Origin of the sequence: Pseudoxanthomonas sp. Root65, from assembly GCF_001427635.1 — a bacterium.
GTDB lineage: Bacteria > Pseudomonadota > Gammaproteobacteria > Xanthomonadales > Xanthomonadaceae > Pseudoxanthomonas_A.
In genome coordinates this window covers 816,878-831,634 of record NZ_LMHA01000002.1, presented here as the reverse complement: position 1 = coordinate 831,634, position 14,757 = coordinate 816,878, and the positions used below count along the sequence as shown (strand labels likewise).

At 67.3% G+C, this 14,757-nt stretch carries 11 protein-coding genes; 5 read left to right on the top strand and 6 right to left on the bottom strand.

What is annotated here, in order from left to right:
• Positions 1-26 precede the first annotated feature (26 nt).
• Positions 27-458 carry a hypothetical protein gene (locus tag ASD77_RS14390; protein ID WP_055943138.1) on the top strand — a complete coding sequence of 144 codons (432 nt, stop codon included), beginning with the start codon at positions 27-29 and terminating at the stop codon, positions 456-458.
• Here ASD77_RS14390 and ASD77_RS14385 read toward each other — a convergent pair whose 3' ends face one another.
• Complete coding sequence (locus tag ASD77_RS14385) at positions 459-899, bottom strand: nuclear transport factor 2 family protein (protein ID WP_156383655.1); 441 nt, start codon at positions 897-899, stop codon at positions 459-461.
• 114 nt (positions 900-1,013) lie between these two features.
• Here ASD77_RS14385 and ASD77_RS14380 point away from each other — a divergent pair, with 114 nt between their 5' ends.
• Positions 1,014-2,693, top strand: a complete 1,680-nt coding sequence (locus ASD77_RS14380; protein ID WP_055943133.1) for a long-chain fatty acid--CoA ligase — start codon at positions 1,014-1,016, stop codon at positions 2,691-2,693.
• Positions 2,694-2,960: 267 nt separating this feature from the next.
• On the top strand, positions 2,961-3,827 hold the full coding sequence (locus ASD77_RS14375) for a crotonase/enoyl-CoA hydratase family protein (protein WP_055943130.1): 867 nt from the start codon (positions 2,961-2,963) through the stop codon (positions 3,825-3,827).
• Between the two features lie 184 nt (positions 3,828-4,011).
• Here ASD77_RS14375 and ASD77_RS14370 read toward each other — a convergent pair whose 3' ends face one another.
• The 4 genes from ASD77_RS14370 to prfB form a co-directional block, all read right to left on the bottom strand.
• The gene (locus ASD77_RS14370; protein WP_055943127.1) at positions 4,012-6,204 is read right to left on the bottom strand and encodes an ATP-binding protein; all 2,193 of its coding nucleotides are present in this window, start codon (positions 6,202-6,204) and stop codon (positions 4,012-4,014) included.
• A 3-nt stretch (positions 6,205-6,207) separates the two neighbouring features.
• Positions 6,208-7,341, bottom strand: a complete 1,134-nt coding sequence (locus tag ASD77_RS14365; protein WP_082563315.1) for a two-component system response regulator — start codon at positions 7,339-7,341, stop codon at positions 6,208-6,210.
• A gap of 359 nt (positions 7,342-7,700) precedes the next feature.
• Positions 7,701-9,221: a lysine--tRNA ligase gene (gene lysS, locus ASD77_RS14360; RefSeq protein WP_055943121.1), complete on the bottom strand. Its 1,521-nt coding sequence runs from the start codon at positions 9,219-9,221 to the stop codon at positions 7,701-7,703.
• A 105-nt stretch (positions 9,222-9,326) separates the two neighbouring features.
• Positions 9,327-10,452 (bottom strand): peptide chain release factor 2 gene (gene prfB / locus ASD77_RS14355; protein WP_156383654.1). Its coding sequence is split into 2 segments (ribosomal slippage): positions 9,327-10,376 and positions 10,378-10,452, totalling 1,125 coding nucleotides; the frame shifts between segments, so codons are not numbered across the junction.
• 129 nt (positions 10,453-10,581) lie between these two features.
• Here prfB and ASD77_RS14350 point away from each other — a divergent pair.
• Positions 10,582-12,510 carry a GGDEF domain-containing protein gene (locus tag ASD77_RS14350; RefSeq protein ID WP_055943115.1) on the top strand — a complete coding sequence of 643 codons (1,929 nt, stop codon included), beginning with the start codon at positions 10,582-10,584 and terminating at the stop codon, positions 12,508-12,510.
• Here ASD77_RS14350 and ASD77_RS14345 read toward each other — a convergent pair.
• Positions 12,507-13,391: a LytTR family DNA-binding domain-containing protein gene (locus tag ASD77_RS14345; protein ID WP_055943111.1), complete on the bottom strand. Its 885-nt coding sequence runs from the start codon at positions 13,389-13,391 to the stop codon at positions 12,507-12,509. The genes ASD77_RS14350 and ASD77_RS14345 overlap by 4 nt on opposite strands.
• A 153-nt stretch (positions 13,392-13,544) precedes the next feature.
• On the opposite strand from ASD77_RS14345, the gene ASD77_RS14340 reads away from it, so the two are divergent.
• Positions 13,545-14,750 (top strand): acyltransferase family protein, encoded by a 1,206-nt coding sequence (locus ASD77_RS14340; protein ID WP_235578543.1) that lies wholly within the window; start codon positions 13,545-13,547, stop codon positions 14,748-14,750.
• Positions 14,751-14,757: the final 7 nt, after the last annotated feature.

The window sequence follows — 14,757 nt, the reverse complement described above, 5'->3', positions numbered from 1 at the left end:
CTGCACTGCGGTACGCCTGCGTGTGTGTGGCATTGCTGGTCGCCAGCCCATGCCTGGCCGCCGATCCGGACAAGGAGCAGGCGCAGCGCATCGCCGAACAGTTCGTCGCCGGCAAGCAGGCGGCGGGCGGCAATCCGCAGGAGAGCCACGAAGCTGGCGACGTGGTGGTGGCCGACCTCGACAGCGATGGCGAAGCGGAGATCGTCTTCCTGTGGACCCTGTACGGCCCCACCTACTGGCACCATGGCGTCGCCGTGCTGGCGAAACAGGGATCGCGCTATGCGCCAGTGGGCGAAACGCAGGATGCGCTTGGCCTGGTGGAAGGCATGAGGGCGGACGGCGGCGTGATCGAGCTGAAAACCAAATGGCCCGCCGCCAACGATCCGCGCTGCTGTCCGAGCATCGCCAAGACCTTGCGTTACCGCTGGTCTGGCGGAACGCTCACCCCGGCGAAGTGATCAGCGACCGCGTTCCCAGCGGGCGTGGTGGACGCGCCACTCACCGTCCTCCTGCCGCCATGCTGTCACCACGCGATACGTGCCCGCCTGGTCCGGCAGCAGGCCACCGCTGCCGGCGGTCAGCAACAGGTCGAACGCCACCTCCGCGTTGTCGCCATCGACTGTGACATCCAGCGGTCCCGTGGTGGCACCGATGCGCGTGTTCGTCAGTGCACGCGCGCGCAGCAGGTTGTGCAACGCAGCACGATCCATCCCGTCTCCGCCGGTGAACGCCGGACTGACCCCGTCGATGAAATCCCCCGGCCGCCCGGCTTCCACCGCCGCCTGCATCTCGTCGAACTGCTGCCGCAACTGTGCCTCGGGCGTGCCGCCCGTGCAGGCGGCGAGCATCGACATCGCCGCCAGCAGACATCCGCGCACGCTCCAACCACTGCTCGCCATCGAAACCTTCGCCTTTTCCATCCGGAACGGTATGCTCCCAGCAGGCGCCGTATCCGGCGTTTGCCCAATGAGCGCCGCAAGGCAACCCGAAGACCCTGGGGAGGGAGTGGAACGATGAGTCAGGAACGTCCGTGGTTCAAGAGCTATCCGCAAGGCGTGCCGCAGCAGGTGGACCTGGAGCAGTACCGCTCCATCGTGTCCGTCTTCGATGAGGCGATCAGCAAGTACCGCGACCGCCCCGCGTTCCGCAACTTCGGCAAGACCCTGACCTACGGCGAGATCGACAAGCTCAGCCGCCAGTTCGCGGCCTACCTGCTCGGCGAGCTCAAGCTCAAGAAGGGCGACCGCGTCGCCATCATGATGCCGAACTGCCTGCAGTACCCCATCGCGATCTTCGGCGTGCTGCGTGCCGGCCTGACCGTGGTGAACGTCAATCCGATGTACACCCCGCGCGAACTCAAGCACCAGCTGGTCGATTCCGGCGCCAGCGTGCTGCTGGTGGTCGACAACTTCGGCAAGACCGCACAGGAAGCACTCGCCGGCACGCAGGTGAAGCAGGTCATCACCACCGCGCTGGGCGACCTGGTCGGTTTCCCGAAGGGCGCGATCGTCAACTTCGTACTGAAGTACGTGAAGAAGATGGTGCCGGACTACGACATCCCGGGCACCGTCCGCTTCAAGGACACGCTGACGCTGGGCCAACTGCATACCCTGCCCGACGTCGACATCGACTCCGGCGACATCGCTTTCCTGCAATACACCGGCGGCACCACCGGCGTGGCCAAGGGCGCGATGCTGACGCACCGCAACCTGGTGGCCAACATGCAGCAGGCCGGCGTGTGGGTCGGCACCGGACTGGACTACGGCAACGAGGTGATCATCACCGCGTTGCCGCTGTACCACATCTTCGCACTGACGGCGAACTGCCTGGTCTTCATGAAGCTCGGTGGCTTGAACCACCTGATCACCAATCCGCGCGACATGCCGGGCTTCGTCAAGGAACTGAAAGCCACGCGCTTCACCGCGATCACTGGCGTCAACACGTTGTTCAACGGCCTGCTCAACACGCCGGGCTTCGACGAGGTGGATTTCTCCAACCTCAAGATGACGCTGGGCGGCGGCATGGCGGTGCAGCGCGCCGTGGCGGAGAAGTGGAAGAAGGTCACCGGCGTCACGCTGGTCGAAGCTTACGGCCTGACCGAAACCTCCCCCGCGGCCTGCATCAATCCGATGGACCTGCACGACTACAACGGCGCCATCGGCCTGCCGGTGCCCTCCACCGATGCCTGCCTGAAGGACGACGATGGCAACATCGTGCCGACGGGCGAAGTGGGCGAACTGTGCATCAAGGGCCCGCAGGTGATGAAGGGCTACTGGCAGCGGCCCGAGGAAACCGCCAACGTGATGGACGCCGATGGCTGGCTGCACACCGGCGACATGGCCAAAATGGACGAGAACGGCTTCTTCTACATCGTCGACCGCAAGAAGGACATGATCCTGGTGTCGGGGTTCAACGTGTACCCGAACGAAGTCGAAGATGTCATCGCCGGCCTGGACGGCGTGCTGGAAGTGGCCGCGATCGGCGTGCCGGACGACAAGTCGGGCGAAGCCGTGAAGGTCTTCATCGTGAAGAAGGACCCGGCCCTCACCGCCGAACAGGTGAAGGCGTTCTGCCGCGACAATCTCACCGGCTACAAGCAGCCGCGCCACATCGAGTTCCGTACGGAGTTGCCGAAGACCAACGTCGGCAAGATCCTGCGCAAGGAACTCCGGGAGCCCGCAAAAACCGCGTGAAGGGCTGTTCAGTATTCAGGAAGAGGCCGGCCTTGAGCCGGCCTTTTTCTTTTGGTTCAGCAGCTTAGGGGCCGATTCTAGACGCCCGTCACAAATATGGAGGCTGATGGCAGGCGGACCGGCGCGATGTGCCACAAGCGCGCGCGTGCACTGGATTTTAATTATTCGTTCAGGTGTAGGATCGGCGCGTGATGCCACCTGCGTCACATAAATCCGTCACCCGCATCCCCTGCCGCGCGGGCAAGCAACCCCTCCAAGGAGCTCTCCATGAACAACGTCGAAAAACTGCAGCGTACCCGCGCCTTCCCGACCATCCGCGTCGAGTCCGAACCCAGCGGTGATGCCCACTGGATGTACATGCACTCGGATGCCGCGCCCGGCGTGCGTCCCTGCTTCCGCAGCCAGATGCTCGATGACGTGCTGAGCTTCATGAATTCGATCACCCTGCGCGAATCCCAGCGCCAGCCGGGCAAGCTGCGGCACCTGGTGGTCGCCTCCGACGCCAATGCATTCAACCTCGGCGGCGACCTGGAGCTGTTCTCGCAGCTGATCCGCGAAAACAACCGCGACCGCCTGCTGAGCTACGCGCGCCGCTGCATCGATGGCGTCCACCACCTCAACACCGGTCTCGGCGGCGATGTCCGCACGATCGCCCTGATCCAGGGCGATGCGCTGGGCGGTGGCCTGGAGATCGCGCTTTCCTGCCACACCATCGTCGCCGAGGAAGGCGTGGACATGGGCCTGCCGGAAGTGCTGTTCGGGCTGTTCCCGGGCATGGGCGCCTACTCCTTCCTGTGCAAGCGCGTCTCGCCGCAGGTCGCCGAAAAGATCATCCTGGACGGCAACATCTACACCAGCGACGAACTGCATGCGATGGGCGTGGTGGATGTGCTGGTGCCGAAGGGCCAAGGCGCCGCGGCGGTGCAGTCCATCATCGACAAGCAGCGCCGTTCGCCGCATGCGCACCTGGCACTGAATGCCTGCCGCAACCTCGCCCAGCCGGTCGGTTATGACGAACTGATGGGCATCACCGAAGTGTGGGTCGACACCGCCCTCACCCTCGGCGACAAGTCGCTGAAGATGATGGAGCGCATCGTCCGCGCGCAGGAAAAGCGGTCCATCCGCGCAGCCTGATCGCCTGCAGTTCTGCGTCCATCGCAGGAAACCACAGGGGAAAACCAGGGGGTTGAAGCGCGCATGGCGCCTTCAAGGGCGAGTCCGGGCCACCGTACTCGCCTCGGACCCTGCCTCGCGCAGCGGCGCACCCTCGGTCCGCATTCCTTCCTGTTCCCGCCGGCGTCGATCCGACCCGCGGCGCTCAGGAAGAGGAGTTCTCGTTGCCCTTCCCGCCGGCGTTGCGCACGCGCTGGCGCGCATCGAGCGCGGCACGGCCATGACTCAGGTGCGAGTTCAACGCCGCCAGGCGATGCCGCCATTCGCGCGTGATCTGCCAGTCGGCCAGGCTCATCATTTCGCCCGCCGCCGCCGCCAGTTTCACCAGGCCGAGGTTGCTGGCCACGCCTTTCAACGCATGCGCATGCTCGCGCAGGTGTTCACCATCGCCGCGCTCCATCGCGTGCGCCATGGCCCCGATGCAGCCATCGGCGTCGTTGAGGCACTGTTCGATGAACTCGCGCTCGAAGGCGTCGCCCATGCCCAGCGCGGTGAGTTCGTCCAGCACGCTGACATCCAGCACGCCGTCCGAGACTTCCGCGCGCACCGGCGCCACGCTGGTCGCCGTGGCCGTGACGCGACCGGACGTGGCGATGTCGGCCAGCGCATCCAGCAGGCGCGTCGCCACCACCGGCTTGGCCAGGAACGCACGGGCGCCGGCCTGTTCGCAGCGCTGGATGGATTCGGGCGTGACGTCCGCACTCAGGATGAGCACCGGCGTGCGGCTGCCGCTGCCGGCTTCCATCACGCGCAGTTGCTTCAGCAGGTCCAGGCCGCTCAGGCCGGGCATGTGCAGGTCGCAGATGACGGCGTCGTAGGACGCCGATTCCAGCGCATCGAGGACTTCCTCGCCGCCGTTGACGCAGACGATGCGGTGGCCGGCCTTCTGCAGCAGGCGCTGCACCACCATGCGGTTCGCCTCGTGGTCGTCGGCAACGAGGATCTGCATGCTGCGCACGCGCGCGCGATGGCGCAGGAACGGATCGGAGAACGCGATGATGTTCTCCGCGCTCGACGTTTCGGATTCTTCCCGCAGCCATTCCGCATGGCCGTGCACGGCCGGCACCATCACGCGCTCCGGCACCGCCTCGAACGGCAGTTCGACCCAGAAGCAGCTGCCCCGCTGTTCATGGCTCTCGAAACCGATGGTGCCGCCCATCGCCTCGGTCAGGCCCTTGGCGATGGTCGTGCCCAGGCCGGTGCCGCCGTAGCGGCGCGACAGGCTGCCGTCGGCCTGCTCGAAGGCCTCGAACAGCCGCTCGCGCAGCGCCATGGGAACACCGATGCCCGTATCCGTCACGGTGAAACGCAGGCGCAGCTGGTTGCCGTCGGCCAGCGTCGGCACGACGACCATGCGCACTTCGCCCTCGTCGGTGAACTTCACCGCATTGCCCGCCAGGTTCAGCAGCACCTGCCGCAGATGGCCGGCGTCGCCGCGCAGCTTGAGCGGAATGGCGTCGTCCACCACGCCTTCGTAGCGGACCTGCTTGCCGCGGGCCTGCGGCATCAGGATCAGGCCGATGCTGTCGACCAGTTCGCGCGGCGAGAACTCCACCACGTTGAGCTTGACCTTGCCGGCTTCGATCGCGGAGATGTCCAGCACGTCCTCGACCAGGCCCAGCAGGGTGCGCGTCGACGCCTGGATGGTGGACAGGCATTCGCGCTGTTCGGCATCCAGCCGCGTGGTCGCCAGCAGTTCGGACATGCCCGCCAGGCCGTTGAGCGGCGTGCGGAATTCATGGCTCATGTTGGCCAGGAAGCGGCTCTTGGCTTCGTTCGCGCGGCGCGCTTCATCGGTGGCGCGGGTCAGGTCCCGCAGCAGGCCGGAGAGGTACATCGGCACCGCGATCAGGCCCAGCACCAGGCCCACGCCCAGCGTCAGGTTGCCGCGCCAGTAATCGTTCATCGCGACCACGGTCGCGAAGGCGGTACTGGCCATCGCCACGGCGATCACCAGGTAGCGGTTGCCGTAGCGCAGGCCGTTGCCGACGGTGATCCACATCAGCACCACGTAGGCCCACGACAGCGGCTCGCCCATGCCGTTCATCGCGGCGGCCAGCAGGCCGTAGTCGGCGACCATGCCCAGCCCGCGGCGCACATGCGAGGTGCCCGGCTGCACCAGCAGCCACGCGAAGATGCCCAGGCTGTTCACCAGCCCCGAGGTGATGATGGCTAGGACGATCGCGTACTCGCCGGACGGCAGTGCTTCGCGCGAGGAAGGCAGCAGCGCGTAGACCAGGATGATGGAGATCAGCGCGACGCGGATCAGCGCCTGGCCGTGCTCGCTGTCGCTGCGGTGCGCCAGGCGGGACTTGATCCAGCTGAGAGGGTTGCTCATGGCTTACTCCATCCCTGGACGGCTCTGCACCGTCGAGTAGCGTTCGCAGATGTCGTCCAGCCGCGCCCGCCCTCGGATCAGCGCGTCGACACATGCGGGGTCGAACAGGCGACCGCGCTGTGCGTACAGGTACGCCAGCGCGGCATCCTTCTCCCACGCCTTCTTGTACGGGCGTGGCGAAATCAGCGCATCGAACACATCCGCCACCGCCACTATCCTCGCTTCCAACGGGATCTGCTCACCGACGAGGCCATCGGGATAGCCGCTGCCGTCGTAGCGCTCGTGGTGGCGCAGCGCGATCAGCGCGCCGGTCTGGATGAAACGGTTCTGGCTGCCCGACAGCAGCTGGTGGCCGATCTTCGGATGGCGGCGCATGACGTCGGTCTCCTCGGCCGTCAGCGGACCGGCCTTCATCAGCACCGAGTCGGGAATGGCGATCTTGCCCATGTCGTGCAGCGGCGCCGCCATTTCAATGGTGCGCACCTCGTCTTCCGGCAGGCCGAGCTGCTCGGCGATCAGGCCCGCCACGTGGGCCATGCGCTCCAGATAGGCGCTGGTGCCGCTGTCGCGGTACTCGATGGCACGGGCCAGGCGCGACAGGGTCTCCCGCTCGCGCTCCTCTACCTCGTGCATGCTGGACAGCAGGCGCTGCTCCAGCGACAGGGCGCGCTGCTTGACGTTCTCGGACTGCTGGCGCAGTTGCAGCAGGTTGCGGCAGCGGGCGCGCAGTTCGCGCGGGCGGACCGGCTTGACCAGGAAATCGATGACGCCGGCTTCCAGCGCGGCCTGGCGGATCGGCTCGTCGCCGACCACGGTGATCAGGATGATCGCGATGTCGCGATGCATGGGCAGGCGGCGGAAGCGGCGGGCGAACTCCAGGCCGTCCATCCCCGGCATGCGGTAATCGAGCAGCAGGAGGTCGGTGCGGTTCTTCTCGCACCATTGCAGGGCGGCCAACGGATCGCCGAAATCGTGGACGGCCAGTTCGGACGCGATGTCCTCGATGACATGGCGCAGCATCGTGCGCGCGGACGTCTGATCGTCGACGATGACGATATTCAAAGCGTTGCCCACCCCTTGTGGCCACGTCACGTGGCTATCGGGGAAGGATACTCCGGCGGCGCTCGCATCCAACATGTCGTCAGTCCTGTTCGGCGGCACGGGCCCGGGCGGGGTCCGTGATCCACGAAGGGAACCGATGCGAATCCCGGGGCCCCCTCCCCTGACTTCTATCGGCGCGGGCGGCGGAAAATTGACCGACCTGCGCGTGAGTCGACGCAGGAAGCGTGCCAGCCGTCGCAAGGGCCTGTCAGGGCTGAGCAAATTGACCTCCGTCACGGAATTGCGGCCTTCCCGTCCCTCCGTGGCGGGTGGATGGCCGGGAAAACGATGCCCGGCAGCGGCATCGCCCAGCGCCAGTGGACCCGCCGCGTCATGCCGGCGAGCGCCCATTCTGCCCCGGAACGTCACTCGATTGACGTGCCGGGGCTGCTCTTTCAGCCCTGGCTTTCCGGGCGCATGTAGGGGAACAGGAGGACATCGCGGATCGATTCCGACCCGGTCAGCAGCATGACCAGCCGGTCGATGCCGATGCCCAGGCCGCCGGTGGGCGGCAGACCGACCTCCAGCGCACGGATGTAGTCGGCATCGAAATGCATGGCCTCGTCGTCGCCACCTTCCTTGGCCTGGACCTGGGCCATGAAGCGCGCGGCCTGGTCCTCGGGGTCGTTCAGCTCGGAAAAGCCGTTGGCGATCTCCTTGCCATTGATGAACAGCTCGAACCGATCGGTGTAGCCCGGCTGGTCGTCGTTGGCGCGCGCCAGCGGCGACACCTCCACCGGGTGGTCGGTGATGAAGGTCGGCTGCACCAAGGTGTGCTCGACGGTCTTCTCAAAGATCTCCAGCAGCAGCTTGCCCCAGCCATAGGACGGCTTGACGTGGATCTTCAGGCGCTCGCAGTGGCGCACCAGCGCGTCGCGGTCCGTGCAGTCCGCGGCGCTGATCTCGGGATTGTGGTGGCGCACGGCCTCGTCCATGCGCCAGCGGCGGAACGCCGGCTCCAGGTCGATGTCCTCGCCGTCCCAGCTCACCTGCCCGGTACCCAGTACCTCGTGCGCCACGTCGCGGATGACGCCCTCGGTCAGGTCCATGATCTCGGTGTACGAGGCGTAGGCCTCGTACAGCTCGAGCATGGTGAATTCCGGGTTGTGGCGCGTGCTGACGCCTTCGTTGCGGAAATTGCGGTTGATCTCGTAGACGCGTTCCAGGCCGCCGACCACCAGGCGCTTGAGGTACAGCTCCGGCGCCACGCGCAGGTACAGGTCCAGGTCCAGCGCATTGTGGTGGGTGGTGAACGGCTTGGCTGCGGCGCCACCGGGAATGTAATGCATCATCGGCGTCTCGACCTCGAGGAAGCGCCGGGCGTCCAGCCACTCGCGGATCGCGCGGATGATGCGCGAGCGCTTGATGAACACCGCACGCGCTTCCGGCGTGACGATCAGGTCGACGTAGCGCTGGCGGTAGCGCTGCTCCACGTCCGACAGGCCATGCCACTTGTCCGGCAGCGGACGCAACGACTTGGTGAGCAGGCGGAACGCCTCCGCCTTGACCGACAGTTCGCCGGTGCGGGTGCGGGTCAGCCCGCCTTCCACGCCGACGATGTCGCCGATGTCCCAGCCCTTGAACGCATCGTAGGTCTCACCCAGCGTGTTGGCCTGCAGGAACAGCTGGATGCGGCCGGACTCGTCCTGGATCTGCACGAAGCTGGCCTTGCCCATCACCCGCTTGGCCATCAGGCGCCCGGCCAGCTTGACCTGCCGGCCGCTGCCTTCCAGCGCCTCGCCCGTCCACAGCTCGGCGTCCTCGTACTGCGTTTGCAGGTCGCCCGCATAGTCGGTCCGACGGAAATCGTTGGGGAACGCGATGCCCTGCCCGCGCAGCGCGGTCAGTTTGGCGCGACGCTCGGCGATGAGGCTGTTCTCGTCGGCGGGAGGCGTGGCGTGGGTCGGGTCGGTCATGGCGTCGGGGAGGAGTGAGGGGAGAGGAGTGAGAAGTGAGGGGAGCCGGAATGTGGGGAGCGAACCTGACGCTCACTCCTCACTCCTCTCCCCTCACCCCTGCTTTCAAGCGTCGATGCGTTTCGAGCCGGCCTCCAGGCCGGACTTCAGGCTGGCTTCGACGAACTCGTCCAGGTCGCCGTCCAGCACCTTCTGCGTATCCGAGCGCTCCACGCCGGTGCGCAGGTCCTTGATGCGGCTCTGGTCCAGCACGTAGTTGCGGATCTGGCTGCCCCAGCCGATGTCGGATTTGGTGGCTTCCACCGCATCGCGCTCGGCGTTGCGCTTCTGGATCTCCAGTTCGTACAGCTTGGCGGCCAGCATCTTCATCGCGTTGTCGCGGTTCTGGTGCTGGCTGCGGCCGGTCTGGCAGGCCACCACGATGCCGGTCGGCACGTGGGTGATGCGCACCGCGGATTCGGTCTTGTTGACGTGCTGGCCGCCGGCGCCGGACGAACGGTACACGTCGGTCTTGAGGTCGGCGGGATTGATGTCGATGTCGATGTTGTCATCGACTTCCGGCGACACGAACACCGAGGTGAAGCTGGTGTGGCGGCGGTTGTCGGAATCGAACGGCGACTTGCGCACCAAGCGGTGCACGCCGGTCTCGGTCTTCAGCCAGCCGTAGGCGAAGTCGCCCTCCACCCGCAGCGTGGCCGACTTGATGCCGGCCACGTCGCCGCCGCTGGCTTCCATCAGTTCGGTCTTCCAGCCACGCGACTCGCACCAGCGCAGGTACATGCGCAGCAGGATTTCCGCCCAGTCCTGCGCCTCGGTACCGCCGGCACCGGCCTGGATGTCGACGAAGGCGTTGGAACTGTCCATCTTGCCGGAGAACATGCGCTGGAACTCCAGCTTGTCCACATGCGCGGCATAGCGCTCGACATCGGCCACCACGGCATGCGCGGTGTCTTCGTCGTCCTCCATCTCGGCCAGTTCCAGCAGTTCGCTGGCCCCCGTCAGGCCTTCCTCGATGTCGCGGATGCCGTTGACCGTCTTGTCCAGCAGCGACCGCTCGCGGCCGAGCTGTTGAGCGTATTCGGAGTTGTTCCAGATGTCCGGGCTTTCCAGCTCGCGGTTTACTTCTTCCAGGCGCTCGCGCTTGGCATCGTAGTCAAAGATACCCCCGGAGCGAGGCCAGCCTGTCCTGCAGGTCGGCGATGCGCTGGCGGATGGGGTTCAGCTCGATCATGGGTCGTGTCGCGGGGGGATGGAATCGGTCGGCAAGGATACCAGAGGCGCAGCGGCGGCCGTGCCGGCGCGCCCGGCGGGAACGGGAATTGCATGACCGTGCGTGCGACCCTCCAGGAGCCGTCCGTCCATGCCGCCTCGCGCTGCCCTGCCCGCCTCGCTGCTGCCCTGCCTGCTGGGCCTGGCACTGTTGCTGGGCCCGCCTTCGTCGCGTGCCCAGGGCACGCGGCCGCCGGCTAGTCACGACCGTGCCAGCGATGTGAAGCGCTGCCTGCAGTTGCGGCGCGACGCGCCTCCCGTGGCGATTGAACTGGCGGAATCGCTGCTGCGCGAACCCGACCTGTCGGTCGAGGACGAGGTCAAGACCCTCAGCTGCCTCGGTATCGCGGCCGGCCTGGCCGGCGACAGGACGCGTGCGGTGGAGGCGGGAGAATTGATGGAGCGGCGGGTGCAGGAGCACCCCGGCCTGCCGCCGGCGTTCCGGGCGCGCGCGTTTTCGCAGGCGGGTTCGATCTTCCATGGCGCGGGCCAGATCCATCGTGCCGAAGCGGCCTACCTGCGCGTGCAGGACTTTGCCCTCGCATTGCCCGCCGACGATGCCGCGCTGTTCCAGGCCACCACGCTCAGCAACATCGGCCTGATCCACGCCGACTACCTCGACTCCCCGGAGGTCGCCGATGGCTACCACCGCAAGGCACTCGCGGTGGCCGCCACGGTGAAGCTGGAAGACCCGCTGATCCTCCACAACCACGCGCTCAATCTGGTCCGGCTGGGCCGTATCGACGAAGCACGCGCCGTGATCGACGAAGGCGAAGCCGTTGCGCGGCGGAAGCAGGCGCAATCGGTCGTGGATCGCCTGCGTGCCGAACGCGCCGGCCTGTGGATCGCGCAAGGAAAACTGGCGCAGGCGCGGCCGGTGCTGGATGCCGTCATCGCCGCCCAAGCGGCCAGCGCGGACGCCCCAGGGCTGGCCGGTTCGCTGGCCAAGCGCTCGACCCTGCAACGCCTGTCCGGCGATCCCACCGGCGCGCTGGCCACCGCACGGCGCGCGTGGTCGCACGTGGACGGCACGCCCCAGCCGCAGAAGCAGCGCGAAGTGCTGCGCGCCTGGATGGCCGCGCATGCTGCGCTGGGACAGGCCGACGAAGCCATGGCCGTGGGTGCGCGCCTGCATGCGCTGGAAATGCAGACCCTCAAGGAACAGCGGCTGGAATTGCTGGCGGACCTGCAGGCGCGCAGCGAAAGCGCTGCCGCCCAGCGCGAGCTGGAGACCATGCGCCACCAGGCGCAGATCGGCCGCCTGAAGGAAGAGAAGTCGACCTTGCTGCGTCGCGCGGGCGCCGGCCTGATGCTGCTGCTGGTACTGGGTGGTGTCGGTTTCGGCCTGCTGCAGCGTCGCAGGAACCGGCAACTGCGCAAGGTCAGCGCCACCGACCCGCTCACCGGCCTGCGCAACCGGCGGGCCGCGACCGAGGCGTTGAAGGCGATGTCGCTGCAGCGCCCCGGCGCGGGGACGCGGCACGTGCTGTTCCTGGTCGACATCGACCACTTCAAGAAGGTCAACGATGGCTTCGGCCACCACGCCGGCGACCAGGTGCTGATCGCGCTGGCGAGCCGCCTGCGCGACATCGGGCGCGTCGACGATGTCATCGCGCGCTGGGGCGGCGAGGAATTCCTGATGGCCTGCGCCGACCTCACCGAGGCGCAGGCCTGCACCGTCGCATCCCGCCTGCATGAGGCGCTGTGCGAAGTGCATGAAGTCGCCCCGCAGCAGCGTTGGCCGCTGACCGTGTCGCTGGGCTTCGCCCCGTTTCCGTTCTTCGACAACGCGGCCGGCGGGTGGGATTACGCCCTGCGCATGGCGGACCGCGCCCTGTACGCCGCGAAGGACCGCCGCAACGCCTGGGCCGGCCTGTGGGGCCGCGCCTTGCCCGCCGGCGTCACCCAGCAGCAGCTGCTGGACGCGCCCGAGGATGCCGTGCGTGGCGGCGCGATCGGTCTGGTGGCCAGTTACGCGGTGGAGCGACTGCCGCAGGTGCCAGCCACGCGCGCAGCCTAGGGAACGTCGGCGCCGGTGCGCTGGCGCAGCGCCTGGCGATAGCGGCGACTGCAGGGCAGCACGCCGCCATCTTTCAGGTGCACGCGCGCATCGCCGGTGTCCAGCGGCTCGATCGAGGCCACCTGCTCCAGGCTGACGATGTAGCTGCGATGGATGCGGGCGAAGCGACGGCGATCCAGGCGCGATTCGATGCCGGCGATGGTGCTGCGCAACGGATAGTCGTGGCCGCGCACGCGCAGGTTGACGTAGTTGCCTGCCGCCTGGGCCCACTCGATGTCGTTGGCCGCCACCAGGAACTCGCGGCCAAGCTTGCGCACCAGGAAGCGTTGCGGTTGGTCCACCGGCTCCAGCGGCGGCCCCTCGTCCGGCTCCGCGAGCAGGCTGGCTTCGCCCTGCCAGCGGCGCAGCAGGAAACGGTAGCTTTCCACGACCACCACGATGGTGGCGAAGCTGCGTGCATCCTTCAGGTACTCGTAGGCCAGTTCGCGCGGCCAGGGGCCGAACTCGTAGACCATCCCCTGCGTGCGGTACGCCAGCACCCGCAAGGCCACCATCGCGACCACGTGCACCAGACAGACCAGCAGACTGACGCCGACGTACTCGGCCAGCCGCCGCCGCCAGTTGTCCCAATGCACGGGACGCCACCGCGTGTACCCGACGATGGCGGGGATCAGCACCAGCAGCCAGACCAGCGCACTGCTCGCTTCCCAGACCACCGGCTCCCAGGCCTGGATGCCCGACTCGCCGCGCCGGAGTTCCATCAGCGTGGTCAGGCTGTTGGCGATGCAGTTGGCGGCCGTCACCGCGACCCAGAACCCCGCCTCCACCCAGCGCTTCCACGGCAGGTAGCGTTCGTAGGTCAATGCATCCTTGTCGTTCATGCGCGCAGTGTAGCGACCGGTCCCGGGATGCGCGCCGCGATTCGTCCCTGAGGGCCCGCAGTTCGTCACCGGCCGCCAGGCATTCGTCACTCTGCGATGGCCGGCAGCGCCCGCCGCCGCGAGTCTGCCGCCTTCATCAAGATGGAGAACGCCATGCAACGTCGCCACGACCTGGACTGGGTGAGGGTCTGCGCGTTCGCGCTGCTGGTCCTGTACCACGTGGGCATGTACTACGTGACCTGGGACTGGCACGTGAAGAGTCCGGCCGCCAGCGATGCGCTGGAGCCGTTCATGCTGCTCAGCTCGCCGTGGCGGCTGTCGCTGCTGTTCCTGGTGTCGGGCACCGCCACCGCCTTCCTGCTCGGCAAGGCGCAGCGGAGTGGAGAGGCGGCCAGAACCCGCACGCGCTTCCTGGGCGGCCGCTCATGGCGGCTGCTGCTGCCGCTGATCTTCGGCATGCTGGTGATCGTGCCGCCGCAGGCCTATTACGAAGTGGTGGAACAGCTGCCGGGCGGCTACCACGACGGCTACCTGGCGTTCTACGCGCGCTACCTGACCGCCTACGACGGCTTCTGCGATGCCGACGGTTGCCTGGACGTCCCCACATGGAACCATCTGTGGTTCGTCGCCTACCTGTGGGTCTACACGGTGGCGGTGTGGCTGTTGTGGCGGCTGGCACCACGCGCCCTCGACGCTGCGGGCGGTCTGCTCGCCCCCGCGTTGTCCGGGCTGGGCGTGCTGGTCTGGCCCGTCCTGTTCCTGGGGGTGGCGCGGGTCCTGCTGGTCGGCCGTTTCGAGCAGACGCACGCGCTGGTGGACGACTGGTACAACCATGCGCAGTACTTCGGCGTGTTCCTGTTCGGCTTCCTGATCGCCCGTGCGGAAGGCGTCTGGCAGGCGATCGAACGGCTGCGCTGGCCGGCGCTGGTGGCGTGGCTCGCCAGTTGGGCGGCGCTGATCGCCTACTTCATCCGTTTCGCCGATGCCGATCCGCCGGAGGCGCTGCGCGTGACCATGCGCCTGGGCTGGGGCCTGAACCAGTGGTGCGCCATCGTCGCCGTGCTTGGCTTCGCGCATCACTGGCGGCCCGGCGACAGTCGCGTACTGCGCTATCTAGTGGCGGCGGTGTTTCCGATTTACATCCTGCACCAGACCGTCATCGTGGCGGTGGCGCATCACCTGAAGCCACTGGCGATCCCGCCGCTGATCGAGGGCCCGTTGCTGGTCGCGATCACGTTCGCTGCGTGCTTCGGTGGCTATGAAGTGATCCGGCGCGTGCGGTGGCTGCGGCCCTTGTTCGGGCTGCGGACGACCGGGGCCGCCGCCGATGCGCCCGCACTGGCGGCGGGGCCGCGCTGACGCCCGC